The sequence below is a fragment of the Buchnera aphidicola (Aphis nasturtii) genome (assembly GCF_005083345.1).
Classification (GTDB): Bacteria; Pseudomonadota; Gammaproteobacteria; order Enterobacterales; family Enterobacteriaceae; genus Buchnera; species Buchnera aphidicola_R.
In genome coordinates, this window is record NZ_CP034888.1 from 297,206 (window position 1) to 324,117 (window position 26,912).

The following is a 26,912-nucleotide window of genomic DNA, read 5'->3' on the forward strand; positions in this document are numbered from 1 at the left end:
TTATTTCTTTTTTAATGTTTTATAATTTATATAAACACTTGTAATTACAATAGAAAAAAGCATTAAAATTGAAAGTCCAAAAACTTTAAAATTTACCCAAGCTTCTTCTGAAAAACAAAACGCGATATAAATATTTAAAATACTACAAAATAAAAAAAACAATGCCCAAAAAAAATTAATTTTTTTCCAATAAATACTAGAAAGTTTAATATTCTTTTCTAAGAATTTTTGTATCATTGGTTTTTTTTCATAAAATTGACTAATTAATAATATAATAGAAAAAAACATATAAATTATTGTTATTTTCCATTTAATAAATTGACTATTATGAAAAAGTATAGTTAATGAACCTAAAATACTAATTAAAATAAAACTAATTAAATTAATTTTATCTACTTTTTTGTAAAAAATAAAATGTAATATGCAAGTTAAACCTGATGTAATAATTAAAAATTTAGATGCTATAAAAATATCATATGTTTTATAAAATATAAAAAAAGTTATTATTGGTAATAAATTTAGTATTTTTTGCATATCAAGACCTAAAAAATTTTTTATTTTTAAGTACGTAACAACAACATATAAAACCTAAACAAATATATTATTAAAATAGAAAAAAATACATTTATATTGACATTTAATATAAAAAAAATAAAATTTTTATTCATAAAATGAAGATTTAGTAAAACTTTTGTTGAAATAAATTTCATACACATCCAAAATAATACTCCTGTGCTTATGATATTTATATATTTCCAAGAAATAGAAATACTTAAACGTATAGATTCTATTAAAGTATTTTTTTGAAATGATAAAATAATAGGTGATAAAGCAAGTAATATTGATAAAAATATACCTGGAAGAACAAAAAACATAAAACCTATTTGTATAATAATATTAGTAATACAATTTAATATAAATAAACTTGGCAAAATTTTAATAAAAAACATTAAAGAAAGCGTAATTCGTTGTTTTGTGTTATTAGATAAATATGTAATTAAAGTGATTATACTTCCCAATAAAAAAGTTTTACTAGTTAAAAATTCAATTATTTTAAATATTGAATATTTTAATAATTCTTTTTTTTCATATTCACTCATATTGTTTATAAAATCAAAAACTGAATAAGAATTAATAAACTTATTATTTTCTATTATAGAAATAATATGCATATCCGGTTTAATTAAAATATTTATTATAATACTTATAAAAGTAGTTATAATAGATATAAAAAAAATAGATTTGATTTCTTTAGATACAAAGTGAGATGTATCATTATATAATTCACGTATTGTAATAAACATATGCATATCCTCTGTAGATATTATATAAAATTTTAAGATAATACATATTATTTTAGATTAATATATTCTTTAAAATAATTTAAAACATAAAAAATAAATTTTTTAAAAATTTATTAAAATTATTTCGTAGCTTGTATTAATTTAAAACTAAAATTTTTTATTTTTTTTATCATTTCTTTTTCTTTGTTTAAATTTTTTTCAATAATATTTATAATTGCTGAACCACATATTACACCATTAGTACCGGATAAAATTGATTTTTTAACTTCTATAGCATTTTTAATCCCAAATCCCTGTAACAATGGAAGAGTATTATATTTTTTTACTTTTTTTACAAATGTATTTGAAAGTGTAATTGTATTTTTTTGAATTCCAGTTACACCGGGACGAGATAACAAATAAATATAACCTTTTGCATATAGAGAAAGTTGGATTAAAAATTTTTTATCTGCATCAGGAGGGCATATAAAAATAGAGTCAATATTAAATTTATTAGCATATTTATAAAAAATATTATATTCTTCAATAGGAACGTCTGCTATTAATACAGAATCTAAATCATATTTTAAACATTGTTTATAAAAACTTTTAATACCCTGACTATATATAAGATTAGCATATAATAATATACCTATAGGTAGGTTAAAATATTTTTTACGTACTATTTGAATAACTTCAAAATATTTTGAAATACTGTAATTGTTAGATAAAGCACGTAAATTTGACTTTTGAATTATAGGCCCATCTGCTAATGGATCTGAAAAAGGTATTCCTAATTCTAATGCATCTGATCCATTTTCAATTAGCGTTTCTATAATTTTAATTGAAGTTTCTAAAGAAGGATCTCCCATTACTATAAATGGAACAAAACATCCTTTTTGAAGAAGATTTGTTTTTTTAAACATTTTTTTATAACGACTCACAATTTTTTCCTATTTTTTAAAATTTTGTTTACTGTAAAAATATCTTTATCTCCACGACCAGAAAGATTAACAATTAAAGTTTGATTTTTACTAGGATTAAGATTCATTATTTTTAATGCATAAGCTATTGCATGAGAAGATTCTAAAGCTGGAATAATGCCTTCTTTTTTAGATAAAATTTTAAATGCTTCTAATGCTTCTTTATCAGTAATTGAGACATATTGAGCACGATTAATACTATTTAACCAAGCATGTTCAGGACCTACAGAAGGAAAATCTAAACCTGCAGAAATTGACCAAGATTTTTGAATTTGACCTTCTTTGTTTTGCATTAAATAAGACTTCATTCCAAAATAAATGCCTGTTCTACCAGCATTTAATGGTGCTCCATGTTTACCCGTATCCATGCCTTGACCAGCTGGTTCTACTCCAATTAAATTAACTTTCTCGTTTATAAAATCAGAAAATATACCAATAGCATTCGACCCTCCTCCAACACATGCGATAATAGAATTAGGTAATTTTTTTTCTCTTTCTAAAATTTGTTTCTTCGTTTCTTCACCGATAATTTTTTGAAATTCTTTAACAATTCTTGGATATGGATGAGGACCTGCGGCTGTTCCTATCATATAATATGAATGTTTATAACTGCTAGACCAGTCTCTTAATGCTTCATTACATGCATCTTTTAAAGTACCAGAGCCAGTTTTAACTGGTATCACTTCTGCACCCATCAATTCCATACGAAATACATTTGGTTTTTGGCGTTCAATATCTTTAAATCCCATATAAATACGGCATTTTAAATTGAGTAATGCACAAGCAATAGCAGTTGCAACACCATGTTGTCCAGCACCAGTTTCAGCAATTATTTCTTTTTTATTCATCTGAGTCGCTAACATCGCTTGGCCTAATACTTGATTAGTTTTATGCGCTCCTCCATGTAATAAATCTTCTCTTTTTAAGTAAATACGTGTTTTTGTACCTTGAGTCAAGTTTTCACATAAAGTTAAAGGTGTGGGTCTTCCTGCGTAGTTTTTTAAAAGATATAAAAGTTTTTTTTGAAAATTTAAATTTTTTTTTGCAGAAACGAAATTTTTTTCTAACTCATATAAAGCTGGAATCAATATTTGAGGAACATACATCCCTCCAAATTCCCCAAAATAAGGATTAAGTAAAGTCATTGACGGTTTTTCCTCTTATTTTTACAAAAAATAATTTATTAACATCTTAATTTCTGAAAAATTAATTTTATTTTTTTATGATCTTTAATACCAGGAGATATTTCTACTCCAGAATTTAAATCTAATCCATAACAATTGAATCTTAATGCAAGACTACAATTTTCTATGTTAATACCTCCTGCTAAAATTACATTGTTTAATATACATTTTTTTAAAATAGACCAATTAAATGATGTATTGCTTCCCCCAGAATAAGAATCAAATACATATTTATTTATATAATTCCAGTTAAGTAAAGGTAATTTTGATTGAATAGAAAATGCTTTCCAAATTTTAATGTTTTTAGATAATTTTTGTCTTAATAAATCAATATATTTTTGGTTTTCGTATCCATGCAATTGTATAGCATGTAAACATAATTCATTAGAAATCTCTACAATAGTTTTAATATCTTGATTTTGGAAGATTCCTACGTACCTTAAATGACTATTAAAAATAATATCTTTTGCGGCTTTTTTTGTAATCTTACGAGGTGAATTTTCTGCGAAAATTAAACCTCCATAAATTGCACCATATTTTTCACTTATTTGAGCATCAATAGAACGAGTTAAACCACATATTTTATTATTACCAAAAATTAAAGATTTAGTACTAATTTCTAAATTTTTCTTTGACATTAAACTGGAACCAATTAAAAAACCATTAACTATTTGACTAAGTTCTTTTATTTGAGAGTGTTTAGTTATTCCTGATTCGCTAATAATTATTCTGTTTTTTATTAATGGTGATAAAATTCTAGTACGATTTAAATCAATTGATAAATCATGTAAATTACGATTATTTATTCCGATGATTAAAGCATTTAATTCAAGCGCACGATTTAATTCCTTTGTATTATTAACTTCGGTTAAAATTCCCATATTAAGTTTTTGTGCTATTTTAGACAATGTAATATATTGATGATCATCTAAAATAGATAACATAAGTAATATAGCATCTGCATTATAATATCTAGCTAAATAGACTTGATATGAATCAATAAAAAAATCTTTACATAAAATTGGTTGAGAAACATTGTTTTTTACAATATTTATAAATTTTAAGTTTCCATGAAAATATTTTTCGTCTGTTAATACTGAAATTGCAGAAGCGTATTTTTTATATACATTAGAAATTTCAATGAGATTAAAATTTTTTTTAATAATCCCTAAAGAAGGAGATGATTTTTTACATTCTAATATAAAAGAAGGATTTTTATCTTTTAATGCATGTAAGAAATTTCGAGTTTTTATATTAATTTTTTTTTTGATATCTTTGAAGGGTTCTTTTTTTTTTCTATCTTTAATCCAAGCTATTTTGTGTCTTATAATTTTATTTAGTATTGTTTCTTCCATATTTGTCTTCTTTTAACATATTAGAAATTTTAATTATATGTTTGTAAATCTCGCCGCTACGAATTTTACTCAATACCATTTTCGTATTTTTTTTTAAGTCTGTATATCCAAAAATTTTTAATAAAATTGCAACATTAACAGCAATTAATTCTTCATGTAACTGATCCCCTTTACCTTGCATAGTTTGTTTGATAATATCATAGCTTTCTTCCGGAGAACTGACTATACATGTTTGTTTAGAATGTGCTTTAAGACCAAAATCTTTTGCTTCTAATTGATATGAATAAATTTTATTATTTAATAATTCTGAAATATATGTAACACCATTTAGTGTAATTTCATCAGTGCCATCACCATGAACGACAATTCCTCGTTGATATTTTAATTCTTTTAAAATTTTTACCATAGGATTAATTAAATCTTTTTTATAAACACCTATTACTGTAAATACAGGGCGAGAGGGATTTAAAAATGGTCCTAACAAATTAAAAATAGTTTTAATTTTTAAAGTTTTGCGAATACTAGAGACGTATTGAAAACCATCGTGATATCTAGGTGCAAACAAAAAACAAATATTTAATTTATCTAATGTTTTTAAGGAGTCTTGTATAGATGGATTTAAATTAATTTTAAATTTTTTTAAAATATCGGATGAACCGGATGTACTTGATACACCTTTATTACAATGTTTAATAATCTTGAATCCACAGTAAGATGCAACAAAAGCACTAGCAGTTGAAATGTTAATTGTGTTTTTATTATCTCCACCTGTACCAACTATATCAGAAAAAATATAATTAGGTCGAGGAAAAAACTGCATAGTTTCCAAACAAGCGAAAATTGCCCCTAATATTTCTTCTATTGATTCATGTCGAACATGCATAGCTGTTAAAATAGATGATAATTGTATTTCATTTATTTTTCCAGAAATAATAGACTTAAATAACATATAACTTTCTTCTTGATTCAAAGAATCTAATTTATAAAGTTTTTTAAATATATTTTGCATTGATAACCTTTTAAAATTTTAATCTATAATTAAAGTTTTTATTATTTTATAATTTTTCACAATAATCGATTGAATTAAATAATTCAATTTAAATTTAAAAAAACTTTATTTATAATATCATTTATATTTAAAAAAATTTTATTCATATATTATATGACTATTAATGTAATATGTTATATATGATAATTTTATTATTGGAAATTTAAAATGAACAAGATAATAATATTATTATTATTTTCCTTAGTCTCTATTACTTGGGGGACTACTTGGATAGCAATGAAAATTGCTGTAGAAACCATTCCTCCATTATTTGCGACCGGAATGCGATTTTTAATTGCTTCTCCTTTACTCATTATTCTTTCTTACGTTAAAAAAGCACCTCTTTTATTTCCATATGGTCAAAGAAATCTTCAAATTGTTATTTCCTTTTTTTATTTTTCAATACCTTTTACATTAATGTTATATGGAGGAAAATATGTCAATTCTTCTATTTCTTCGGTTATTTTTTCCGTTATGCCAGTTGTTGTGCTAATACTTTCTTCTTTTTTTTTAAAAAAAAAATAAATTTAATTAAAAAAATTGGTATATTTATTTCTTTAATTACATTGTTTATTATTTTATTAATTAATTTAGAATCAGAATGTTTTTTCCAATGGAAGGGAATTTTAGCTTTAATTTTAGCACTTTTTAGCCATGCATTAATTTACATAGAATGTAAAAGAAAATGCACTAATATTTCGGTTATCACATTTAATGCACTACCATCTTTAATATCAGGAGTATTTTTATCTGGTATTTCTTGGTTTTTAGAAAATCCTAATATTTATTTATTTTCTCATAAGTCAATTTTAGCTATTTTTTATCTTGGAAATTTTTCAGGAGTATTTGGTATTTTATCTTATTTTTATTTACAAAAACAAGTTAGTTCGTTTTATGCTTCTACTATTTTTTTAATTTTTCCTTTAATTTCCTATATTTTAGAAATTTATTTTTATAAAAAAATATTTTATTTCTATGAATTATGGTGTATTTTACCCCTTTTTATAGGAATATTGTTAACATTAGTGCCAATAAAATTTTTTAAAAAAATTAAAAGGTATTTTGAATGACAGAAAAAATACAAAAAATACTTTCTAACTTAGGATATGGTTCACGTCGTTATATAGAATCAATAATTAAAAAAGGAAATGTATTTATAAATGGGGAAAAAGCAATTATTGGGCAATATTTAAATAAAGACAATCCCGGAGAAGTCTTTATTGAAAAAGAGAAAATAATCTTTAAGAAAAACAAAAAATTAGAAATTATTATTTATAACAAACCTATAGGTGAAATTTGCACTAGAAATGATCCAAAAAAACGATTAACTGTATTTAATAATTTACCTTTTTTAAACTTAGGTAGATGGATTAGCATTGGACGTTTGGATATAAATACAAAGGGATTATTACTATTTACAAATAATGGAGAATTAGCGAATAAACTTATGCATCCAAGAAATCAAATTGAACGTGAATATTATATACGTGTTTTTGGTGAAATAAATAAAAATCAAATAAACAGTTTAAAGAAAAAAGTTAAAATCAAAGATGGATATGTTGCATTTAAAAACATTCAGTTAATTTCAAAAAATAAAAGCAAAAATAAATGGTTTAAAGGTGTTTTATGTGAAGGTAAAAATCGTGAAATTAGATTAATTTTTCATTCAATTAAATGCCAAGTAAATAAATTGATTAGAGTACGATACGGTAATGTTGTTTTACCAAAAAATTTAAAAGAAGGACAATGGAAAAAGTTAAATGATACATTGATAAATAATTTATGTAATTTAACTAAGTAATATATTTCAATTGATTAATAATGTTTTATCAGATTAATATAAAAATTATTATAACCTAATGGTAAGTTTTTATAAAAATATAATTATATTAAGTTGTAATATTTTATTAAAAATTAAATTACATGTTTTTTAAATTATTTAAATTTTATTTGTTGAAAATTCAATGAATCATGAATTATTAACAAATGTTTTTTAAAATTATATAATACTAAGTCAAATAAAACTAAAATTTTTTAAAAATAAACAGATGAAGTAATTTGTTCAATTCAAAAATTAAATAAATTGTCTGTTATTTTAATTATCTAAAATAATAAAATTTATATTTTTATTTTATTATTAAAAATGTTTTTAAATAAAATAGTAAAAATTTTAATTATAATGCTTATATAATATTCACATTATTTATTGGATTAAAAAATGTATAAATCTCTAGTTATAGTTGAATCACCAGTTAAAGCAAAAACTATAAATCAATATTTAGGCGATAAATATATAGTTAAATCTAGTATTGGTCATGTACGAGACTTGTCAAGCAATCAAGCCAAAAAAAGAAAAAATTCTAAATATTCTTTTTCAGAATATTATGAAAAAAAAATTTTAATTCAGCAAATGGGGATTAATCCATATAAAAATTGGAATGTTGAATATCATATTTTACCTGGTAAAGAAAAAATTATTGAGGAATTAAAAAAAATTGCAAATACAGTTGATTATATATATCTTGCCACAGATTTAGATAGAGAAGGAGAAGCAATAGCTTGGCATTTAAAAGAAGTAATTGGAGGAGATTCCTCTAAATTTATTCGTGTAGTATTTAATGAAATAACTCAACATTCAATTAAAAAAGCTTTTCAAAATATTGGACAAATTAATATGCACCGAGTTTATGCGCAGCAAGCTCGTAGATTTATGGATCGAATTGTAGGGTATATGATTTCCCCTTTATTATGGGGAAAAATTTGCAGAGGTTTATCTGCAGGTAGAGTTCAATCAGTAGCTGTAAGAATTGTTGTTGATCGAGAAGATGAAATAAAAAACTTTGTATCGAAAGAATATTGGAAACTAAATATTAATTTAATTACATCTAAAAAAAAAAATATTATGATGGAAGTCACACATTATGAAAATAAAATACTTACTTTAAATAATAAAAAACAAGTTAATATAATGATTGAAAAACTCAAAAATCAATCCTTTTTTATTACCGATCGAAAAGATAAAATTTTATATAGAAAACCAACTGCTCCTTTTATCACATCTACTTTACAACAAGCATCTAGTCTGCATTTAGGGTTTAGTGTAAAAAAAACTATGTTTTTAGCACAAAAGTTATATGAAGAAGGATACATAACATATATGAGAACTGATTCTTGTTTTTTAAGTAGTTATGCAATTAAAAAAGCAAGAAATTATATAAAATATTTTTATGGCGCACATTTCTTACCTAACATACCTAATATATATTTAAATACTAAAGATGCTCAAGAAGCTCACGAAGCGATACGTCCTACAGATATAACAATAACAACTATTGATCAAGATAAAATTAATTCTGATGCTATTAAATTATATAAACTAATTTGGAATCAATTTATAGCTTGCCAAATGAAACCAGAAAAATATAAATCTATTATAATCAAAGTAATAGTAGATAAATTTATATTACACGCATCTGAAAATATAACAATTTTTTCAGGTTGGACGACAGTCAAAAAAAAATTAAATTTAATTCAAAATCAATTCGAAGATCTTATAGTAAGTGAAGCGTTATTTTTAAAAAAAATTTTACCTATCCAAACCTTTACGAATCCATCTCCAAGATTTAATGAAGCATCATTGGTTAGAGAATTAGAAAAAAAAGGCATTGGAAGACCTTCTACTTATGCAAGTATCATAACAAAAATAAAAGATAAAGGATATTTAAAAATTCAAAATAAAAAACTTTATGCTACAAAAATAGGTAGAATTCTTATTACTCAATTGAAAAAATATTTTACTGATTTAGTAGATTATGATTTTACTGCACGTATGGAAAAAAAGCTCGATCAAATTTCTGATAACAAAATTTTTTGGAAAAATGTACTCAATGTATTTTTTAAAAATTTTTTAAAACAATTTGAACAAGCAAAAAAACCTTCAGAAGAAGGTGGAATGGAAAATAACACTATTATTTTGACAGATATTAATTGTTGTAATTGTAATAAAAAAATGGGTATTAAACATGCTATTACAGGTGTTTTTTTGAGTTGTTCAGGATATAATTTAAAATCTAAAGATCGCTGTAAACACACTATCAATTTAATTTCATCAAATGATTTTAATTTCATAAAAAAAAAATATGTTACTAAAAAAGAAATAAAAAGAAAATGTGAAAAATGCAATATTATAATGGATGATTATTTAATTAATAAAAATTTAAAAATTTATATTTGTAGCAACAGTCCTACGTGTATTGTTTATTATATCGAAAAAGGAAAATTTGATAGCCCTGTTTATTTATCTAAAAAATTATATTGTGAAAAATGTAAAAATCATATGTTATTAAAAACAGGAAAATTTGGTAAGTTTTTTATGTGTGTTAATCAAGCATGTAAAAATACAAGAAAAATTTTATCTAATGGTAAAGTGTCGGAACCTAAATTAGAGCCTATTCCATTCAAAGATATACTATGCGATAAGTCGGATACATGGTTTGTTTTAAGAGAAGGAATATCTGGTATTTTTTTTGCTGCTCATACTTTTCCTAAATCAAGAGAAACTAGATCACCTTTCGTAGAAGAATTAGCTAAATTTAAACATTTATTACCTACAAAACTACATTATTTAGCTGATGCTCCAAAAATAGATGAAAAAGGAAATAAAACTATAATTTGTTTTGATAAATTAAGCAAAAAACAGTATATTGCTTCTAAAAAAGAAGGTAAATTTACAGGTTGGTCAGCGTTTTTTATTAAAAATCAATGGTTTATTTCTAAGAAATCATAACTAAAAAAAATTATATTTTTAATATATAGTATTTACGTATTTTTTCAGCGATTAATTTAATAAATTTAGGACTGCTAGTTAAATTTAAAATAAAATCAATATTTTTTTCTTGAAGATTACTTATTAAGCATCCAGATTCTCTTGCTTGTAGCTGACCTGCAATAAAATTATTAGAATTTAATAAATTATAATTAATAATTAAACAATCTATTTTTCCAGAAGATACATATGCTAGATCAAGCAAGACTGAACCAGTACATCTAAATGAAATACCAGATAAAATTAATTCTTTATATATCTCTAAATATGATTTAGATTGTATTTTTTTACATTTCAAATTTGTTGATATTATAACGTCATTTAAAGTTTTTATATTGGTACAACGGGTACGGTATCCATTTAATTGTGATCCTTGACCTCTAACAGAAGTAAACAAATCATTTTTTATCGGATCATATATTGCTGATATTTCCGTATTTTTTTTTATTATCACTGCTATTGATATACAAAAATGTGGAAAATTTTTAATAAAATTTTTTTTACCATCTAATTCGTTTATGATCCATAAAATTTTTTTATCATTTAATATACAGTTTGTATTTTTTTTAATAACAATATGACTTGGATAATATTTGTAAATAATTTCACTAATCACTTGATATGTTTTATACATTACTTGCTTGATAAAGTATTGTTTTTTTTCATAATCGTCTTTAATAAATTTTTGAGCATCATAATTTTGTATAATAATATTCCCTCCTTTTCGAATTGCACGAATTGCGATATTTAACATGGGATGCATTAAATTCTCCTAATTTAAAAATAATTTGTTTATTTTAAAAATATATTTCATATAAAATAATAGTATCATAATTTCTATATATTTAATATTTTTAATCTTTTAAATGAACTGATATCACCAAAATTAAATTATTAATTAAATTTTTTTAAACATAGTTTTATACTTATTTTATAGATAAAATTATTATTTTTTAATTAAGGTATTGTAGATGGATACAAACATTAATTTAAACGTTTTTAATTCTCAAGTAAATTTATTAGATTTAGATTTTAAAAAAATTCAATTATTTTTAACATCTATTGGGGCAAAAAATTTTACTACTGAACAAATTATGACATGGATTTATAATCATAATTGTTATGATTTTGATAAAATGTCAAATATTAGTAAAAATATTAGAAAAAAATTAAGTCAAAATTCTTATATAAAAATATCAAATTTTTCCGAAGAAAAAGTATCTTCTGATGGAACAATAAAATGGGTTACATCTTTAAATAATCAAAAAATAGAAACAGTTTATATACCGGAAAAAAAACGTTCTACTCTTTGTATTTCATCACAAATTGGTTGCGCTTTAAAATGTGATTTTTGTGCTACAGGCAAACAAGGATTTAGTAGAAATTTAAAAGTATCTGAAATTATTTCTCAAATTTTACAAGCTAAAAAAAAATTAAAAGGTACAAGATTAACTAACATAGTCTTTATGGGAATGGGTGAACCATTGTTAAATTTAAATAACGTTATTACAGCATTAAAAATTATTTTAAACACAAATGGTTTTGGATTATCTAAACGTCGTATTACTTTATCAACTTCAGGAATTATACCTGCACTAGATAAATTAAGTAAAAAAATTGACATTAATTTAGCAATTTCTTTACATGCTTCTAATAATCATATTAGAAACCTTATTATGCCAATTAATAAAAAATATAATATTGAATCTCTTTTAACTGCAGTATCTCGATATTTAAAACATTCTAATGCAAATCGAAACGGAGTTACTATAGAATATGTAATGCTGCAAGATATTAATGATTCTATTAAAAATGCTGAGGAATTAGCTTACATTTTAAAAAAAATACCTAGTAAAATAAATCTTATTCCTTGGAATTCTTTCAAAAATTCAAACTTTGTATCTAGTAATAGAAATACAATTAACGTTTTTGCAAACATTTTAAGAAAAAAAGGATTTAATACAACAATTCGTAAAAATAGGGGAAAAGATATTCACGCTGCTTGCGGTCAATTAACAGGAAATGTAATTAATCGTAGCAAAAATCATTTATAAATTTTTAACAATATTATATATTAGTTTCATTTACTTTAAGATTAATATAATTAAAAATTTAAAATTACTTATTTATTCTAATCTTAACAACGTATATATAATAACATGAATAAATATAAAACTATTGATAGAAGAAAATCTGATCGTATTTATGTAGGAAATGTACCTATCGGAAATAACGCACCTATTTCTGTACAATCCATGACAAATACAAAAACAACAGATATTCAAAAAACAATTGATCAAATTAATCAATTAAAAAAAGTAGGAGTTGATATCATAAGAATTTCTATTCCAACAGAAGAAGCAGCAGAAGCATTTAAAATAATTAAAAAAAAAATAAATATTCCGTTAATAGCAGATATACATTTTGATTATAGATTAGCTATAAAATCTATAAAATATGGAGCTGATTGTTTAAGAATTAATCCTGGAAATATTGGTCAAAAAAGAAAAATCAATGAAATAGTAAGCTGTGCTAAATATAATAACATTCCAATCAGAATAGGTATTAATTCTGGATCACTAGAATATGATATACTAAAAAAATATAAATCTCCTCTTCCAGAAGCTTTAGTAGAATCTGCTATAAGAAATGTAGAATATTTAGATAGTTTAAATTTTAATCAATTTAAAGTTAGTGTAAAAGCGTCTAATGTTTTTTCTGCAGTACAAGCCAATAAAATATTAGCAAAAAAAATTACACAACCTATACATATTGGGATAACAGAATCCGGTAGTTTACGTAACGGTACAGTAAAGTCGTCCATTGGAATTGCTTCTTTATTGTTAGATGGGATTGGAGATACTTTAAGGGTCTCTTTAGCAGCGCATCCCATTGAAGAAGTAAAAGTAGGTTATGATATTTTAAAAGTTTTAGGAATTAGGTTTAGAGGAATTAATTTTATTGCGTGTCCTACTTGTTCGAGACAAGAATTTGATGTTATTAAAGTAGTAGAGGAATTAGAAAAAAAATTAGAAGACATTGACACTGCTATGGATGTTTCTATTATTGGATGTGTTGTTAATGGAATAGGAGAAGCTAAAATGGCTACCTTAGGAGTAACTGGGGGGTATAAAACAAGCGGATTATATAAAGATGGTGTACGTCAAAAAAATAAACTAAACAATAAAGATATAGTTCAAGAACTAGAAACTTATATTCGTAAAAAATCAAGTGAATTAAAAATGAAAATAAAAAATGAAAATGATAATTAATTTATTAACAATTTATAAGTATCTTCATACATAAGAGATCATAGTGAATAAGCAAATTAATTCAATTAGAGGAATGCATGATTATTTTTCTGAGGATTTAGATATTTGGCATAAATTAGAAAAAAAATTTAAACAGGTTTTAAATAGTTATTCTTTTGAAGAGATCAGGCTTCCTATATTAGAAAAAACAGAGATTTTTCAAAGAGCGATTGGCAACGTTACAGATATCATAGAAAAAGAAATGTATTCATTTTATGATAAAAAAGGAAACAGTTTAACTCTAAGACCTGAAGGAACTGTCGGTTGTGTTCGAGCTATAATACAAAACAATTTATTGCATAAAAAAAAATTAAAATTTTGGTATTTAGGACCGATGTTCAGATATGAACGTCCTCAAAAAGGACGTTATCGTCAATTTTATCAACTAGGTGCAGAAATTTTTGGATTAAGCTCAATAGATATTGATTTAGAAGTAATTCTATTAACAAATCGTTTATGGAAAATTTTAGGTATTAATTGTTACTTAACATTAGAAATCAATTCAATTGGTTTACAATTAGATCGAATTAAATATCAAAAAGAACTAGTTTTATTTCTTGAAAAACATAAATCTTTTTTAGACGAAGAATCTAAAAGGCGTTTATATTCTAATCCATTCCGAATTTTAGACTCTAAAAATTTAAATATTCAAAATATATTAAAAAAAGCTCCATTGTTAAATAATTTTATTAATGAAAAATCATTAAATCGATTTGATAATTTATGTCATATGATGAATTTATATAGTATTGAATATAAATATAATCCTAATTTAATAAGAGGTTTAGATTATTATAATGATACAGTATTTGAATGGAAAAGCGATTTAATCGGAGCTCAAAACACTATTTGTGCGGGTGGTAGATATAATTCTTTAGTTCAAGAATTAGGAGGTATAAAAAAATCAGCAATAGGATTTGCTATAGGCATTGAACGTTTAATTTTATTGATAAAATCATTAAATATTTTTTCTAAAAAAATAGAAAAAATTAATATTTATATTATTTTTATAGGAGAAGAAAATAAAATTCATGCTATTAATTTATCAGAAGAAATAAGAGATATATATCCTAAACTGAAAATATTTGTAAGTTTTTCAAATTGTAGTCTTGTAAAAAAAATCAAACACGCTGTTGAATCATTATCTCGCATTGCTATTTTAATAGGTCCAAATGAAATTGAAAAAAAATATTATTTGACAAAAGAACTAGAAACAAAAAAAGAATTTTATCTTTTTAAAAGTGAATTAATGCTAAAAATTAATAGTATTTTTAGCAAATAGTTTTTAAAGATAATTAATTGCTTAAAAATTTATTTAATTTTAATTATAGGAAAACAATGTTCAATAAACAGATAGAATTCGAAAAATATGATCCAGAATTATCAATAGCTATGTTAAAAGAGCAAGAAAGACAAGAAAATCATATAGAATTAATTGCATCAGAAAATTATGCCAGTACTTATGTAATGCATGCTCAAGGGTCTCAATTAACTAATAAATACGCAGAAGGTTATCCAGGGAAGCGATATTATGGTGGTTGCGAACATGTAGATGTTATAGAACAATTAGCTATTGATCGAGCAAAAAAGTTATTTGGCGCTGATTATGCAAATGTACAACCTCATTCAGGTTCTCAAGCAAATTTTGCAGTGTATATGGCGCTTTTAAAACCTGGAGATATAATTTTAGGACTGAATTTATCTCACGGAGGTCATCTAACACATGGTTCTTCCGTAAATTTTTCAGGAAAATTATATAACGCTATTGCATATGGGGTAGATCATAACGGAGAGATTAATTATAAAGAAATATATGAATTAGCAAAAACACATCGACCTAAAATGATTATTGGTGGTTTTTCTGCATACTCTGGTATATGCGATTGGTCAAAAATGCGTAATATTGCAGATGAATTTAATGCTTATTTAGTTGTCGATATATCTCATGTTGCTGGCTTAGTTGCTACACAACTTTATCCAAACCCAATAGATTATGCACATGTTGTTACGAGTACTACACATAAAACACTAGCAGGACCTCGAGGAGGAATTATTCTTGCTAAAAACGGAAATAATGCATTTTATAATCGATTAAATTTATCTGTTTTTCCAGGTGGTCAGGGCGGTCCACTCATGCATGTAATTGCAGGAAAAGCAATTGCTTTTAAAGAAGCTTTAGAACCAAATTTTAAAAAATATCAAAAACAAATTTTAAAAAATTCTAAAATTATGGTTCAAACATTTTTAAAAGAAGGATATGAAATCATTTCAGGAAATACTTTTAATCATTTATTTTTAATAAATCTAACAAATAAAAAAATTACAGGTAAAGATGCTGATCTTGCATTAGGTAAGGCTAATATTACTGTCAATAAAAATACTATTCCTAATGATATCAAAAGTCCTTTTATTACTTCAGGTATACGTATTGGAACACCTGCGGTCACAAGAAGAGGTTTTAAAGAATCAGAAGTTTCACAAGTTGGATTATGGATTACAAATATTTTAAATGACATTCAAAATACAAGAAAAATTTTAAAAATCAAAAATCAAGTATTAGAAATGTGTTCTAAATACCCTGTTTATATTTAAATTTTTATCAATATATCCATCTTTGTTAAATATAATATTAATTTTGCTAAAAATATATTTTATTCAGGTAATTTAATGTTAATTTTATTAACATCTATTTCATTTATATTTTTTAAATAAGGCACTATCCCTAACAATGGCGATTTAATATAACTTAACAAAGTTTGGATATAATATGCGGTATATTTATTTTCTGGAAAAATGTTATTTGCAATCCATCCTATGCATATTAAATTGTCTGAAAAAATAGATTTTTCAGTTAAAATCGCATGATTCATACATCCTAATTTTATTCCTACAATTAAAATCACTTTTAATTTTTCTTCTTGAACCCAATCTGAAAACGTATATTGATTTGATATAGGTGTATACCATCCACCAGCGCCTTCAATTAAAATCCAATTAGATTTCAAAGCAAGTTTTTTTAAACCTAAAGATAAATGTTTTTTTTCTATGTTTTTTTTATTTATAAGACTTAATATATTAGGTGGAGCATTTTCAAAAAATGAAATTGGATTAATTTCTTTATCAGTTAAATAAATAGAACTGTTTTTTTGTAAAATACAAGTATCTTCATTAATAAATTGATATTTTTTTTTATTGATATCAGAAGTTATATGTTTATGCTTTTTTACTCCAGAAGATATTGGTTTATAACCTGCTGTTATATAACCAAAATTACTCGCTTTTTTCAATAAAATTCCACTGATAGTGCTTTTCCCGATATTTGTATCAGTTCCGGTAATAAAAAATTTTTTTATCATAATTAATTATTTATATCTATTAAGAGATAATATATTTTAAAATAACTAATTTTTAAAATATACAAAATTTATAAATTCAAATTTGACGTAACTCAAACCAGTTTATTCTATGTATTTGAATAATCAATACAAGAATATCATGGTCGGTTACTTAATGAATAATTTTTATTTAAAATTCAAAAAATAAAAATTTTTACAGTTAAATTCCAGCATTATAATATTTTTCTTGATTTAATTTTAGAGTTGTTAAATTAAAATCTTTTTCTTTTACTAAACGTTCTTTTTTATACTCAGGATGTAAATTTAATTTATTAAAAAGTTTTACATCACTTTCTTCTTCAGGATTATTAGAAGTCAATAATTTACATCCATAAAAAATAGAATTTGCTCCAACCATAAAACACATAGCTTGTGTTTGATCATTCATTTCTTTTCGACCTGCTGATAATCGAATATAAGATTGAGGTAACATTATACGAGTAGCTGCTATAACTCTAATAAAATCAAATGGATCTACATCTAAATTATTTTCCATTGGAGTTCCTGATATTTTAACTAACATATTAATTGGAACACTTTCAGGTTGTACAGATAAGTTAGATAATTGCATGAGTAATTCCATTCGATCTTGTATTTTTTCTCCAAGACCAATAATTCCTCCAGAACAAACTTTCATTCCAGCATCACGTACTACTTTTAAGGTTGTTAAACGTTCTTTATACGTTCTTGTAGTAATAACATGTTTATAAAAATTTTCAGATGTATCTAAATTATGATTATAAAAATCTAATCCTGCGTTTGACAATCTTTTTGCTTGAGCATTGTTAATTGTTCCTAAGGTCATACAGGTTTCCATACCCATCTTCTTTATTTCTTTAATTATTTTTTCTAAATATGGCATATCTTTTTCATTAGGATTTTTCCACGCTGCACCCATACAAAAACGAGTAGAACCTGAAGCTTTAGCATGTTTTGCAGATTTTAAAATCTGTTTTAATTCTAACAATGGTTGTTTTTTTAATCCTGTTTTATATCTAGCACTTTGTGGACAATATTTACAGTCCTCTGGACATGAACCGGTTTTGATAGATAATAATGTACTAATTTGTATTTTATTAGGATTAAAATTCTCACGATGTTTTTTTTGAGCTTCAAAAACAAGATCAAAAAAAGGCTTATCAAATAATAATTTTGTCTCTTTTAGAGTCCATTTTTGTTTCATATAATCTCCAAAAAAAAATATGATTTTTTAAATTAAATGCTTATAATAAGGTATTCAATATTTTTATACATAAATCATAATGAGTCAATCTGATATATTGTTTGATTATAAACATATTTGGCATCCATATTCTTCTATTATAAATCCACTTCCTTGTTATTCTGTTATATCAGCTAAGGGAGTATATTTAAAACTAAAAAATGGAAAGAATATAATAGATGGAATGTCTTCATGGTGGTCTGCTATACATGGATATAATCATCCTATATTAAACAAATCTTTAAAGAAACAAATAAAAAAGATATCTCATGTTATGTTTGGAGGGATAACACATCCTTCGGCTATTCTACTTTGTAGAAAATTAATTAAATTAACTCCAAAAAAATTAGATTGTATCTTTCTTTCAGATTCTGGATCCATATCTATTGAAGTAGCAATAAAAATGTTAATGCAATATTGGGAATCTTTAGGACAAAACAGAACAAAAATATTAACTATTCGGAATTCTTATCATGGCGATACCTTTGGTGCTATGTCTATTTCTGATCCTGATAATTCTATACATCACATATATAAAAAATTTTTACCAAAACATTTATTTGCGCATGCTCCTGTTTCTAATTTTAATCAAGAATGGAACTCTAATGACATTATATCGTTTCAAACAATAATAGAAGAAAATCAATTCAATATAGCTGGTGTAATATTAGAACCAATAGTACAAGGTGTAGGTGGGATGAAATTTTATCATCCTATATTTCTCAAAAAAGTTGAAGAATTATGCAAATATTATTCAATCCCGTTAGTTTTTGACGAAATTGCCACAGGGTTTGGTCGCACTGGAAAATTTTTTGCTTTTCAACACGCTAATGTCGTTCCTGATATATTGTGTCTAGGAAAAGCTATGACTGGTGGAACATTAACACTAGCTGCAACTTTAACTTCACGTAAGATCGCTAATACTATTAGCAAGAGTGATGTTGGTTGTTTTATGCATGGGCCAACTTATATGGGAAATCCATTAGCATGTTCTGCAGCTCATGCTAATATAAAAATATTAGAAAAAAACGAATGGAAAAAACAAGTTATTAATATTGAAAAAGAGCTATTAAATAGTTTATCACCTTTAATTGATCATCCAAGAGTTATTGATGTTCGTGTTTTAGGTGCTATAGGTGTAGTTGAATGTAAACAACATGTGAATTTAGAATTAATACAAAATTTTTTTGTAAAAAATGGCGTTTGGATAAGACCTTTTAAACAATTAATTTATATTGTTCCACCTTATATTATTAGCATGAATAATTTAAAAAAACTTGTTAATGTTATTAAAAAATCTTTAAATGAAAATGTTTTATTTATTTAAAAATATTTTAAATTGTACAGATTAGTGTCCATATTGGTTCTTCTCCTGTAGAATATGTATGCAATGTCTTTAAACATCCTGTTTTTTTATTAATGCTATGCACAGTAAACTTATTAGATTTTTGACCTGCGACAATTATATATTTATTATGAATGTCAATACAAAATGCCCGGGGTTGTTGTTCTGTCACGTAAACACTGATAAAAGAAATTTTTCCATCATTTTTATTAATATGAAAAAGTGAAAGGCTATTTAATATTCTATCAGAGATATATAAAAAATTACCGCATGATGTTAAGTGAATGTCAGCGGACCAATATTTATTGGAAATAATATGATTTTTTACTATCGAGATATTTTGTATATTTTTTAATTGGGGTATGTTGTTTTGTATATATATTTTCCAGACATCTATAGTGCCATTTAATTCATTTATAGTATACACGAAATCTTCGTTAGGATGAAATGTAACATGACGCGGTCCTGAATTCAATTGAGTTTGAATCAATTTTTGTTCTGTATTTTTTAATATACCATTTTTTGTTAAATAATATAAATAGATGCAGTTGTCTTTTAACGCTGTTACAAATAATATATTATATTTTATATTTAATAACGCTGCATGACATCCTTTAATATTGTAAATAATTTGAATTGGATCTTTAGGTGTACCATTTTTACTCAATGGTATAACACTCAGGGAATTAGTATGGTATGAACTACAAAACAAAAAATTTTTATCAGAACTAAAAGAAATATAGTTAGGGCTCCCTGGAATATAACTTTCACTTTTTTTTTCTAAATGACCATTATTTTTGATAGTGTATACAAATATACGATTTTCAGGTCGAACACCAGCATATAATAAATTTTTATCTTTAATGTAATTGATTGGTTGCACTTGACCATTAGTATGAACTGTTTGAATTAATTCCATATGGCCATTAGAATATAAATTCCATGCTTCTATAGTTTGACCTTTTGCATTAGCAATATAAACAATTTGTTTCATATATTTCCTTGTATAAAATAAAATTTTATTTTTTATAATTAATTTTAATTATTTCATGTTCTTTAAATTTTTTAATAAGTTTAAAATCCAATTTACACGTATAGAATCATCTTTAAAATCATGCAAAAATTTTAATTTCGTAGAATTAATCATTTTCCAAAGATGAGGTTCTTTTTGAAATATTGACAGTAAGTATTCCGTATTAATTAAATTACTTTTATTAAATTTTATAATTCCTATTTTTTTATTAGATTTAATATGTGTAATTCCCATTTTCTTTGCTAATAATTTAATTTTTGTAATTAATATTAAATTTTCAGCAAATCTTGGTAATTTTCCAAATTGATTTAAAAGCTCGAAAAATATTTTTTCAATTTCTTTTTCACTGTTAGCATTTTCAATTTTTTCATAAAAAAACAATCGTTGATTTATATCAATAATATAATTTTTTGATAAAAAAGCAGGCACATATAGTTCAATATCTGATTTTTTTACTAAATCGTCTAATAATATTTTTTTTTCTCCATGTTTATACAGTTTGATAGTTTTATTTAATAATTTCATATATAAATTAATTCCTATACCATCTATATGACCGCTTTGTTCTTTTCCCAGCAAATCACCTATCCCTCTAATCTCTAAATCTCTATTAGACAAACTAAATCCACCTCCAAAATTATTTGTCATCGAAATCGATTCTAATCTTTTTTGAGCATCTAGTGTAATTTTTTTGAAGCTATTAACAAGTAAAAAAGCATATCCTTGATTATTAGATCGTCCAATTCTACCTCTTAGTTGATGTAACTGAGACAATCCAAAATGATCTGCGTTTTCAATAATAATAGTATTTGCTTTAGGTATGTCAATACCACTTTCTATAATAGTTGTACAAACTAATATACTAAAATAGTTTTGATAAAATTCATTCATTATTTTTTTTAACTCAATATGATTCATTTTACCATGACCAACTTTAATTTTAACACCAGGAACTAAATTCAATAGTTTTTCAGCTATATTATTAATTCCTTGAACTTTATTATATATATAATATACTTGACCACCTCTTGAGATTTCCTGAAAAATTGCTTTTTTTATTACAATAGGGTTATACTCTTCTATAAAAGTTTTTATTTTTTTTCTTTCTTCCGGAGGGTTAGATATAATAGATAAATCTTTTATCCCATTCATTGTCATATTTAATGTACGAGGAATTGGAGTTGCTGTTAAAGTTAAAATATCAATATGAGAGTATATTTTTTTAATTATCTCTTTGTGAATTACACCGAATCGATGCTCTTCATCAATGATTAACAAACCAAGATTGTACCATTGAATGTTTTCAAATAAAACTTTATGAGTACCTATTAATATATTAATTTCACCAATGTTAATATTTTTTAAAATTTCTTTCTTATCTCTTTCGTTTCGAAATCTAGATAATATATCAATATTTATAGGCCAATTAGAAAATCTTTTTGAAAAAGTATTAAAATGCTGTTCTGCCAACAATGTTGTAGGAACTAAAACAATAACTTGTTTTTTATTTGATATACATACAAAAGCAGCTCGCATTGCAACTTCTGTTTTTCCAAAACCTACATCACCGCAAACTAACCTGTCCATAGGGATAGACTTATACATATCATTTAATACAGATTGTATAGCTTTTTTTTGATCTAAAGTAATCTTAAATAGACAATCTTGACAAAAAAGATTATATTCTTCTTCATTTTTTTTAAATGAAAAACCTTTTTTAGATAATCTATTTGCATAAATATTTAGTAAAATTGCAGCATGATCATATAAATTTTGACTAATTTTATTTTTTTCTTTTTCCCATTTATCATGGCCTAATTTATGTAAAACAATATTTTTTTTCAAGTTTCCTACATATGGCGAGATTAAATGTAAAGATGAAATAGGTACATATAACTTATTTTCTTCTGCATATAAAATTACTAAATATTCAGATTCATAACTAGCTGTTTTTATTGTAGTTAATCCTTGATATCTTCCGATTCCATGTTGAATATGTATAATAAGATCATTAAATTTTAACTGATATAAAAATTGATTGTTAATTAGTACGGTATTTTTATCATTAAAACTTTTAATTATTTCTTGTGTAGCAACAAATAAAAAATTTTTTTTAACATCTATAAAACTATTTTTTAAACTTCCTATAATGTAAAAAAAATTATTTTCATTATTGACATCATAAATATTTTTTATATATTTAGGATAAATATTTTTTAAATTTAAAAATTTTAAGACTGTTATTAAACATTCTTGTTTTTTTATAAAAAAAATAGTTTTTCCTGAAAAATTATATAAAAAAGTAAAAATTTTATTAAAGTTTTTTTTACTTTCATTTTTTTTGAAAAAACTTGGCAATTTTTGATACTGATAATTTAAAAAATTTTTATTTTCTATATTTTTTAGGACGGTTGTCATGATAGAATATTTTTAAATAAAATGAAAATTCTTTAATTTTAATTAAGAATTTTCAAAAAATGGTTGTCAAAATTAGATTTTATTTATGCTTAAAATATTTTTATGTAAATTAATTATATTATTTCAAACTTTTTATTTATTTCATAATAAAATTAAAATAAATCTTATTATTTTAAAAAAAATAAACTAATTTATTTTAAAATAAATGTTAAAAAATATAAAATAAAGATTATATTTATAATTTATTACATTAAAATTTTTTTAATTATAATAAAATATTATTTCTGATTTAATTAACTAATTTTTTACTAATAAAATTTTTGTTTAGAAAAATATTAAAGTTTATTATAAAAAATTTTATCGATAAAAGATATTTTAATGTATAAGCCTATATATGTATTTATTGGTTTGCGTTATTTATGGAATTCTCGTTTAACAACTTTTAAAAAAATTATTACTGTTTTATCTATTATAGGTATTAGTATTGGCATATCATCTATTATTATTACAATATCTTTAATTAAGGGAGTCCAAAATGAATTTAAAAAAAATATTCTTTCATTTATTCCTCATTTAATTATTACAAATAAAAATTTTTATATCAATGAATCAGATTTTCCTAAAAATATTTTAAAATTAAAAGATATTCAAAAAATATCTAGTTTTATTAGTAATAAAGTTTTGATTCAAAGTAAAAAGAATATAACTATAGGTGAAATTATTACTTTTAAAGAAAAAAATTATGATACCTTTGAACTCTATAATATTAAAGACCATTTATACACACTTAATTCGAAAGAAAATAACGTTATTTTAGGGAAAAAGTTAGCAGAAAAATTACATGTCAATATTAATGATTCAATTAAATTGATGATTTTACCTAGTAGTCAAAAAAACTTTTTAAAAAAAAAATTTAATGCACAAACATTTAAAATCACTGGTTTATTTTATACAAAAAATGACATTGATAATTACCAAATATTAATTAATACTAAAATTGCATTAAATTTTTTAAATTATTATAAAAATTATATTACCGGTTGGAGAGTTTGGTTGAAAGATCCATTTTCTTTTGATATCAACACATTTAAAACAAAAAAAAACAATTTGATTTTTTTAGATTGGAAAATAAAACAAGGTGAATTATTTAAAGCAATTCAAATTGAAAAATATATTATGTTGCTTTTTTTTATTTCAATTTTGTTAATTGTAGGAATTAATATAGTTATTACTTTAACAGTAAATATGTTAGAAAAGCAAAACATCATTGCAATTTTACAAACACAAGGATTATGTCGAAAAAAAATTATGCTAATATTTATTACGTTAGGTTCAAGTACTGCTTTCATTGGTAATTTCTTAGGGACATTAATTAGTTTGATATTAATATTCCAAGGAAAAATTATAAATTTTTTAATAAATGCTTTTTTTAATAATATCAATATTTCAATAAAAATTTTCCCCTTTCACACTTTCTTAGTCAACATCGTATGTATATTAATTTCTATTTTATCTACATTATACCCAATTTGGAATATTACTAAATCAACTCCTTCTAAAATTTTATCTCATGAATAATACAATTTTACAATGCATTAATTTAACTAAATCTTACCAAGATAAAACAAGCATAACTCATATCTTAAAAAATGTATCATTTTATCTTAATAAAAGTGACATAGCAGTTATTATTGGAAAATCAGGATCTGGAAAAAGTACTTTTTTACACTTAATGAGCGGATTAGAACAACCTACTTCTGGAGCTATTTTATTTAATGGTATATCATTAAGTTCGATGTCATCTAATCAAATAGCTCAATTAAGAAATTTACATTTAGGATTTATTTATCAATTTCATCATTTACTTTTAGATTTTAATGTACTTGAAAACGTTGCAATGCCGTTACTTATTAGTAATAAAAGCATCAAAGAAGCTAAAGAAAAAGCATATGAAATGTTAATGAAAGTTAATTTAGAAAAAAAAATTAAAAAATATCCATCTGAATTGTCTGGCGGAGAAAGGCAACGAGTAGCTATTGCTCGAGCTTTTATTAATCAACCCAAGCTAATAATAGCAGATGAGCCTACTGGAAATTTAGATTCTTATAATGCGAAAATAATTTTTGATTTAATATATGAATTAAATGTTAATTTAAAAACTTCTTTTTTGATTGTAACACATGATCTTTTTTTTGCAAAAAAAGCACATGTTTTATTTGAAATAAAACATAACCGATTAAATATAAAAAAACATATTCAATGAATTTTTTATCTTTTTTTATTGCAAGACGCTTATCTTTACAAAACAATAAAAATTATATATTTTTTTTAATTTCTATTTTATCTAAAATAGCTATTTCTGTAAGTGTTTTTATATTAATTATTAGCATTAGCGCTTTAAATGGATTTAAAATACTAGTTAATAAAAATATTTTGTCATCTTTGCCTCACGGAATTATACAATCAATAGATAAACCATTTTTCCATTGGGAAAAGATGATAAAAAAAATTAATTGTGTATCAGGAGTTAATTATTCTGAACCATATATTTTCATGAATGGAGTTTTATTAAAAGAAAATAAAATTAAATTTTTTAATGTTAAAAGTTTTAACAATATAAAATATATAAAAAAATATTTTTCTTTTCAAAAAAAATATCAGTTATCAAAGTTAAATAGTGTAAAAAATAACCAAATAATTCTTTCTTCTGATTTATCTAAAGATTTACTAATAAAAGAAGGAGATTGGATTAATTTAATAATTGTTGATAATAAATTTTCTTTTCAATTAAATAAAATAAAAATATTTTCTTTTCAAATAAAATCTATATTTCATTCTAATGGAGTTTCAAACTCTAATATTGGATTAATTCCATTTTCTTTTTTTCAAGATAATTTTAATATAATAAACAATATTAATGCTATTGAATTATATATGTCCAACCCATTAGAGGCTAATAAAATTATTTTAGATGTAGCTAAAAAAATTCAAAATCCTATTTTTTTATATACTTGGATAAATAATTATAAATATATATATAATGATATTAAAAAAATTAAAATAATAATATACATTACATTATTCATGCTCATAATCATTTCTTCTTTCAGTGTGATTTCTATATCTTTACTATCTATTTCAAAAAAAATAAAAGATATTTCTATTTTACGTAGCATGGGTGCTAACAATATTCTTATTCAGCTTATTTTTTTATATTATGGTTTTCGTTTTGTTTTGGTAGGAAATTTAATAGGTTTATTATCTGGAATTGTAATTATTTTAAATTGTAAAAAAATTATGTTTTTTTTAGAAAAATATTTTAATAATAGCTTATTACTGAATAATGTTTATTATCATAATTTTTTATTATTAAACCTACATTTATCAGATATAATTATTATTTTTATCAGTACTATAGTAATAGGAATTATCTCGAATTGGTATCCTGCATATTACGCTGCAAAAATAGATCCGAGTAAGGTGTTAAAAAAATTTTAGTTATTTAATATA

Annotated in this window: 21 protein-coding genes and 1 pseudogene; 11 read left to right on the plus strand and 11 right to left on the minus strand. The window is 23.3% G+C overall.

All coding sequences use genetic code 11. The features are described from left to right. The 6 genes from D9V63_RS01400 to trpD form a co-directional block, all read right to left on the minus strand. Complete coding sequence (locus D9V63_RS01400; RefSeq protein WP_158368711.1) at positions 1 to 534, minus strand: septation protein A; 534 nt, start codon at positions 532 to 534, stop codon at positions 1 to 3. A 26-nt stretch (positions 535 to 560) separates the two neighbouring features. Next, positions 561 to 1,304 (minus strand): YciC family protein, encoded by a 744-nt coding sequence (locus tag D9V63_RS01405; protein WP_158368713.1) that lies wholly within the window; start codon positions 1,302 to 1,304, stop codon positions 561 to 563. A gap of 119 nt (positions 1,305 to 1,423) precedes the next feature. Next, a complete protein-coding gene (trpA, locus tag D9V63_RS01410; protein ID WP_158368714.1) occupies positions 1,424 to 2,227 on the minus strand; it encodes a tryptophan synthase subunit alpha in 804 nt (267 codons plus the stop codon). After that, a complete protein-coding gene (trpB, locus tag D9V63_RS01415) occupies positions 2,224 to 3,411 on the minus strand; it encodes a tryptophan synthase subunit beta (protein ID WP_158368716.1) in 1,188 nt (395 codons plus the stop codon). Before trpB ends, trpA begins: the two co-directional genes overlap by 4 nt. Before the next feature lie 38 nt (positions 3,412 to 3,449). Beyond that, complete coding sequence (gene trpCF, locus D9V63_RS01420) at positions 3,450 to 4,805, minus strand: bifunctional indole-3-glycerol-phosphate synthase TrpC/phosphoribosylanthranilate isomerase TrpF (protein WP_158368718.1); 1,356 nt, start codon at positions 4,803 to 4,805, stop codon at positions 3,450 to 3,452. Then, on the minus strand, positions 4,783 to 5,814 hold the full coding sequence (trpD, locus tag D9V63_RS01425; RefSeq protein ID WP_158368720.1) for an anthranilate phosphoribosyltransferase: 1,032 nt from the start codon (positions 5,812 to 5,814) through the stop codon (positions 4,783 to 4,785). Before trpD ends, trpCF begins: the two co-directional genes overlap by 23 nt. A gap of 207 nt (positions 5,815 to 6,021) precedes the next feature. Here trpD and D9V63_RS01430 point away from each other — a divergent pair. The 3 genes and pseudogenes from D9V63_RS01430 (at position 6,022) to topA (ending at position 10,639) form a co-directional block, all read left to right on the plus strand. After that, positions 6,022 to 6,923, plus strand: a pseudogene (locus D9V63_RS01430) (DMT family transporter). Continuing rightward, a complete protein-coding gene (locus tag D9V63_RS01435; RefSeq protein ID WP_158368721.1) occupies positions 6,920 to 7,654 on the plus strand; it encodes a pseudouridine synthase in 735 nt (244 codons plus the stop codon). The pseudogene D9V63_RS01430 and the gene D9V63_RS01435 overlap by 4 nt, the downstream one beginning before the upstream one ends. 417 nt (positions 7,655 to 8,071) lie before the next feature. After that, entirely contained in the window at positions 8,072 to 10,639 is a 2,568-nt protein-coding gene (gene topA, locus D9V63_RS01440; RefSeq protein ID WP_158368723.1) for a type I DNA topoisomerase, read from the plus strand. 10 nt (positions 10,640 to 10,649) lie between these two features. Here the strand turns inward: topA and D9V63_RS01445 are convergent, their stop codons facing one another. Continuing rightward, on the minus strand, positions 10,650 to 11,441 hold the full coding sequence (locus D9V63_RS01445) for an inositol monophosphatase family protein (RefSeq protein WP_158368724.1): 792 nt from the start codon (positions 11,439 to 11,441) through the stop codon (positions 10,650 to 10,652). Positions 11,442 to 11,649: 208 nt separating this feature from the next. On the opposite strand from D9V63_RS01445, the gene rlmN reads away from it, so the two are divergent. The 4 genes from rlmN (at position 11,650) to glyA (ending at position 16,581) form a co-directional block, all read left to right on the plus strand. Beyond that, complete coding sequence (gene rlmN / locus D9V63_RS01450) at positions 11,650 to 12,732, plus strand: 23S rRNA (adenine(2503)-C(2))-methyltransferase RlmN (RefSeq protein WP_158368726.1); 1,083 nt, start codon at positions 11,650 to 11,652, stop codon at positions 12,730 to 12,732. Positions 12,733 to 12,837: 105 nt separating this feature from the next. After that, on the plus strand, positions 12,838 to 13,950 hold the full coding sequence (gene ispG / locus D9V63_RS01455; protein ID WP_158368727.1) for a flavodoxin-dependent (E)-4-hydroxy-3-methylbut-2-enyl-diphosphate synthase: 1,113 nt from the start codon (positions 12,838 to 12,840) through the stop codon (positions 13,948 to 13,950). A gap of 43 nt (positions 13,951 to 13,993) precedes the next feature. After that, positions 13,994 to 15,271: a histidine--tRNA ligase gene (hisS, locus tag D9V63_RS01460; protein WP_158368729.1), complete on the plus strand. Its 1,278-nt coding sequence runs from the start codon at positions 13,994 to 13,996 to the stop codon at positions 15,269 to 15,271. A gap of 56 nt (positions 15,272 to 15,327) precedes the next feature. Further along, complete coding sequence (gene glyA / locus D9V63_RS01465) at positions 15,328 to 16,581, plus strand: serine hydroxymethyltransferase (protein WP_158368731.1); 1,254 nt, start codon at positions 15,328 to 15,330, stop codon at positions 16,579 to 16,581. 59 nt (positions 16,582 to 16,640) lie between these two features. Here the strand turns inward: glyA and bioD are convergent, their stop codons facing one another. Continuing rightward, positions 16,641 to 17,345: a dethiobiotin synthase gene (gene bioD, locus D9V63_RS01470; protein ID WP_158368733.1), complete on the minus strand. Its 705-nt coding sequence runs from the start codon at positions 17,343 to 17,345 to the stop codon at positions 16,641 to 16,643. A gap of 199 nt (positions 17,346 to 17,544) precedes the next feature. Then, a complete protein-coding gene (gene bioB, locus D9V63_RS01475; RefSeq protein ID WP_158368735.1) occupies positions 17,545 to 18,567 on the minus strand; it encodes a biotin synthase BioB in 1,023 nt (340 codons plus the stop codon). 79 nt (positions 18,568 to 18,646) lie between these two features. On the opposite strand from bioB, the gene bioA reads away from it, so the two are divergent. After that, positions 18,647 to 19,933, plus strand: a complete 1,287-nt coding sequence (bioA, locus tag D9V63_RS01480; protein WP_158368737.1) for an adenosylmethionine--8-amino-7-oxononanoate transaminase — start codon at positions 18,647 to 18,649, stop codon at positions 19,931 to 19,933. Positions 19,934 to 19,940: 7 nt separating this feature from the next. Here bioA and pgl read toward each other — a convergent pair whose 3' ends face one another. Beyond that, entirely contained in the window at positions 19,941 to 20,945 is a 1,005-nt protein-coding gene (gene pgl, locus D9V63_RS01485) for a 6-phosphogluconolactonase (RefSeq protein ID WP_158368739.1), read from the minus strand. A gap of 48 nt (positions 20,946 to 20,993) precedes the next feature. Beyond that, positions 20,994 to 23,402, minus strand: coding sequence for a transcription-repair coupling factor (gene mfd, locus D9V63_RS01490; RefSeq protein ID WP_158368741.1), 2,409 nt, complete (start codon positions 23,400 to 23,402; stop codon positions 20,994 to 20,996). 378 nt (positions 23,403 to 23,780) lie between these two features. On the opposite strand from mfd, the gene D9V63_RS01495 reads away from it, so the two are divergent. From D9V63_RS01495 to D9V63_RS01505, 3 genes are read left to right on the plus strand one after another with little or no spacing between them, the layout of a single operon-like run. Then, positions 23,781 to 24,980 carry an ABC transporter permease gene (locus D9V63_RS01495; RefSeq protein WP_158368743.1) on the plus strand — a complete coding sequence of 400 codons (1,200 nt, stop codon included), beginning with the start codon at positions 23,781 to 23,783 and terminating at the stop codon, positions 24,978 to 24,980. After that, the gene (lolD, locus tag D9V63_RS01500) at positions 24,973 to 25,665 is read left to right on the plus strand and encodes a lipoprotein-releasing ABC transporter ATP-binding protein LolD (protein ID WP_158368745.1); all 693 of its coding nucleotides are present in this window, start codon (positions 24,973 to 24,975) and stop codon (positions 25,663 to 25,665) included. Before D9V63_RS01495 ends, lolD begins: the two co-directional genes overlap by 8 nt. Then, on the plus strand, positions 25,662 to 26,900 hold the full coding sequence (locus tag D9V63_RS01505) for an FtsX-like permease family protein (protein WP_158368747.1): 1,239 nt from the start codon (positions 25,662 to 25,664) through the stop codon (positions 26,898 to 26,900). Before lolD ends, D9V63_RS01505 begins: the two co-directional genes overlap by 4 nt. The last annotated feature ends 12 nt before the right edge of the window (positions 26,901 to 26,912 follow it).

What these genes read in the sequence shown, in the direction of transcription:
- D9V63_RS01400 (WP_158368711.1), bottom strand. Translation starts at nt 534, where the DNA reads ATGCAAAAAATACTAAATTTATTACCAATAATAACTTTTTTTATATTT.
- D9V63_RS01405 (WP_158368713.1), bottom strand. Translation starts at nt 1,304, where the DNA reads ATGTTTATTACAATACGTGAATTATATAATGATACATCTCACTTTGTA.
- trpB (WP_158368716.1), bottom strand. Translation starts at nt 3,411, where the DNA reads ATGACTTTACTTAATCCTTATTTTGGGGAATTTGGAGGGATGTATGTT.
- trpCF (WP_158368718.1), bottom strand. Translation starts at nt 4,805, where the DNA reads ATGGAAGAAACAATACTAAATAAAATTATAAGACACAAAATAGCTTGG.
- trpD (WP_158368720.1), bottom strand. Translation starts at nt 5,814, where the DNA reads ATGCAAAATATATTTAAAAAACTTTATAAATTAGATTCTTTGAATCAA.
- D9V63_RS01435 (WP_158368721.1), top strand. Translation starts at nt 6,920, where the DNA reads ATGACAGAAAAAATACAAAAAATACTTTCTAACTTAGGATATGGTTCA.
- topA (WP_158368723.1), top strand. Translation starts at nt 8,072, where the DNA reads ATGTATAAATCTCTAGTTATAGTTGAATCACCAGTTAAAGCAAAAACT.
- D9V63_RS01445 (WP_158368724.1), bottom strand. Translation starts at nt 11,441, where the DNA reads ATGCATCCCATGTTAAATATCGCAATTCGTGCAATTCGAAAAGGAGGG.
- rlmN (WP_158368726.1), top strand. Translation starts at nt 11,650, where the DNA reads ATGGATACAAACATTAATTTAAACGTTTTTAATTCTCAAGTAAATTTA.
- ispG (WP_158368727.1), top strand. Translation starts at nt 12,838, where the DNA reads ATGAATAAATATAAAACTATTGATAGAAGAAAATCTGATCGTATTTAT.
- glyA (WP_158368731.1), top strand. Translation starts at nt 15,328, where the DNA reads ATGTTCAATAAACAGATAGAATTCGAAAAATATGATCCAGAATTATCA.
- bioD (WP_158368733.1), bottom strand. Translation starts at nt 17,345, where the DNA reads ATGATAAAAAAATTTTTTATTACCGGAACTGATACAAATATCGGGAAA.
- bioB (WP_158368735.1), bottom strand. Translation starts at nt 18,567, where the DNA reads ATGAAACAAAAATGGACTCTAAAAGAGACAAAATTATTATTTGATAAG.
- bioA (WP_158368737.1), top strand. Translation starts at nt 18,647, where the DNA reads ATGAGTCAATCTGATATATTGTTTGATTATAAACATATTTGGCATCCA.
- pgl (WP_158368739.1), bottom strand. Translation starts at nt 20,945, where the DNA reads ATGAAACAAATTGTTTATATTGCTAATGCAAAAGGTCAAACTATAGAA.
- mfd (WP_158368741.1), bottom strand. Translation starts at nt 23,402, where the DNA reads ATGACAACCGTCCTAAAAAATATAGAAAATAAAAATTTTTTAAATTAT.
- D9V63_RS01495 (WP_158368743.1), top strand. Translation starts at nt 23,781, where the DNA reads ATGTATAAGCCTATATATGTATTTATTGGTTTGCGTTATTTATGGAAT.
- lolD (WP_158368745.1), top strand. Translation starts at nt 24,973, where the DNA reads ATGAATAATACAATTTTACAATGCATTAATTTAACTAAATCTTACCAA.
- D9V63_RS01505 (WP_158368747.1), top strand. Translation starts at nt 25,662, where the DNA reads ATGAATTTTTTATCTTTTTTTATTGCAAGACGCTTATCTTTACAAAAC.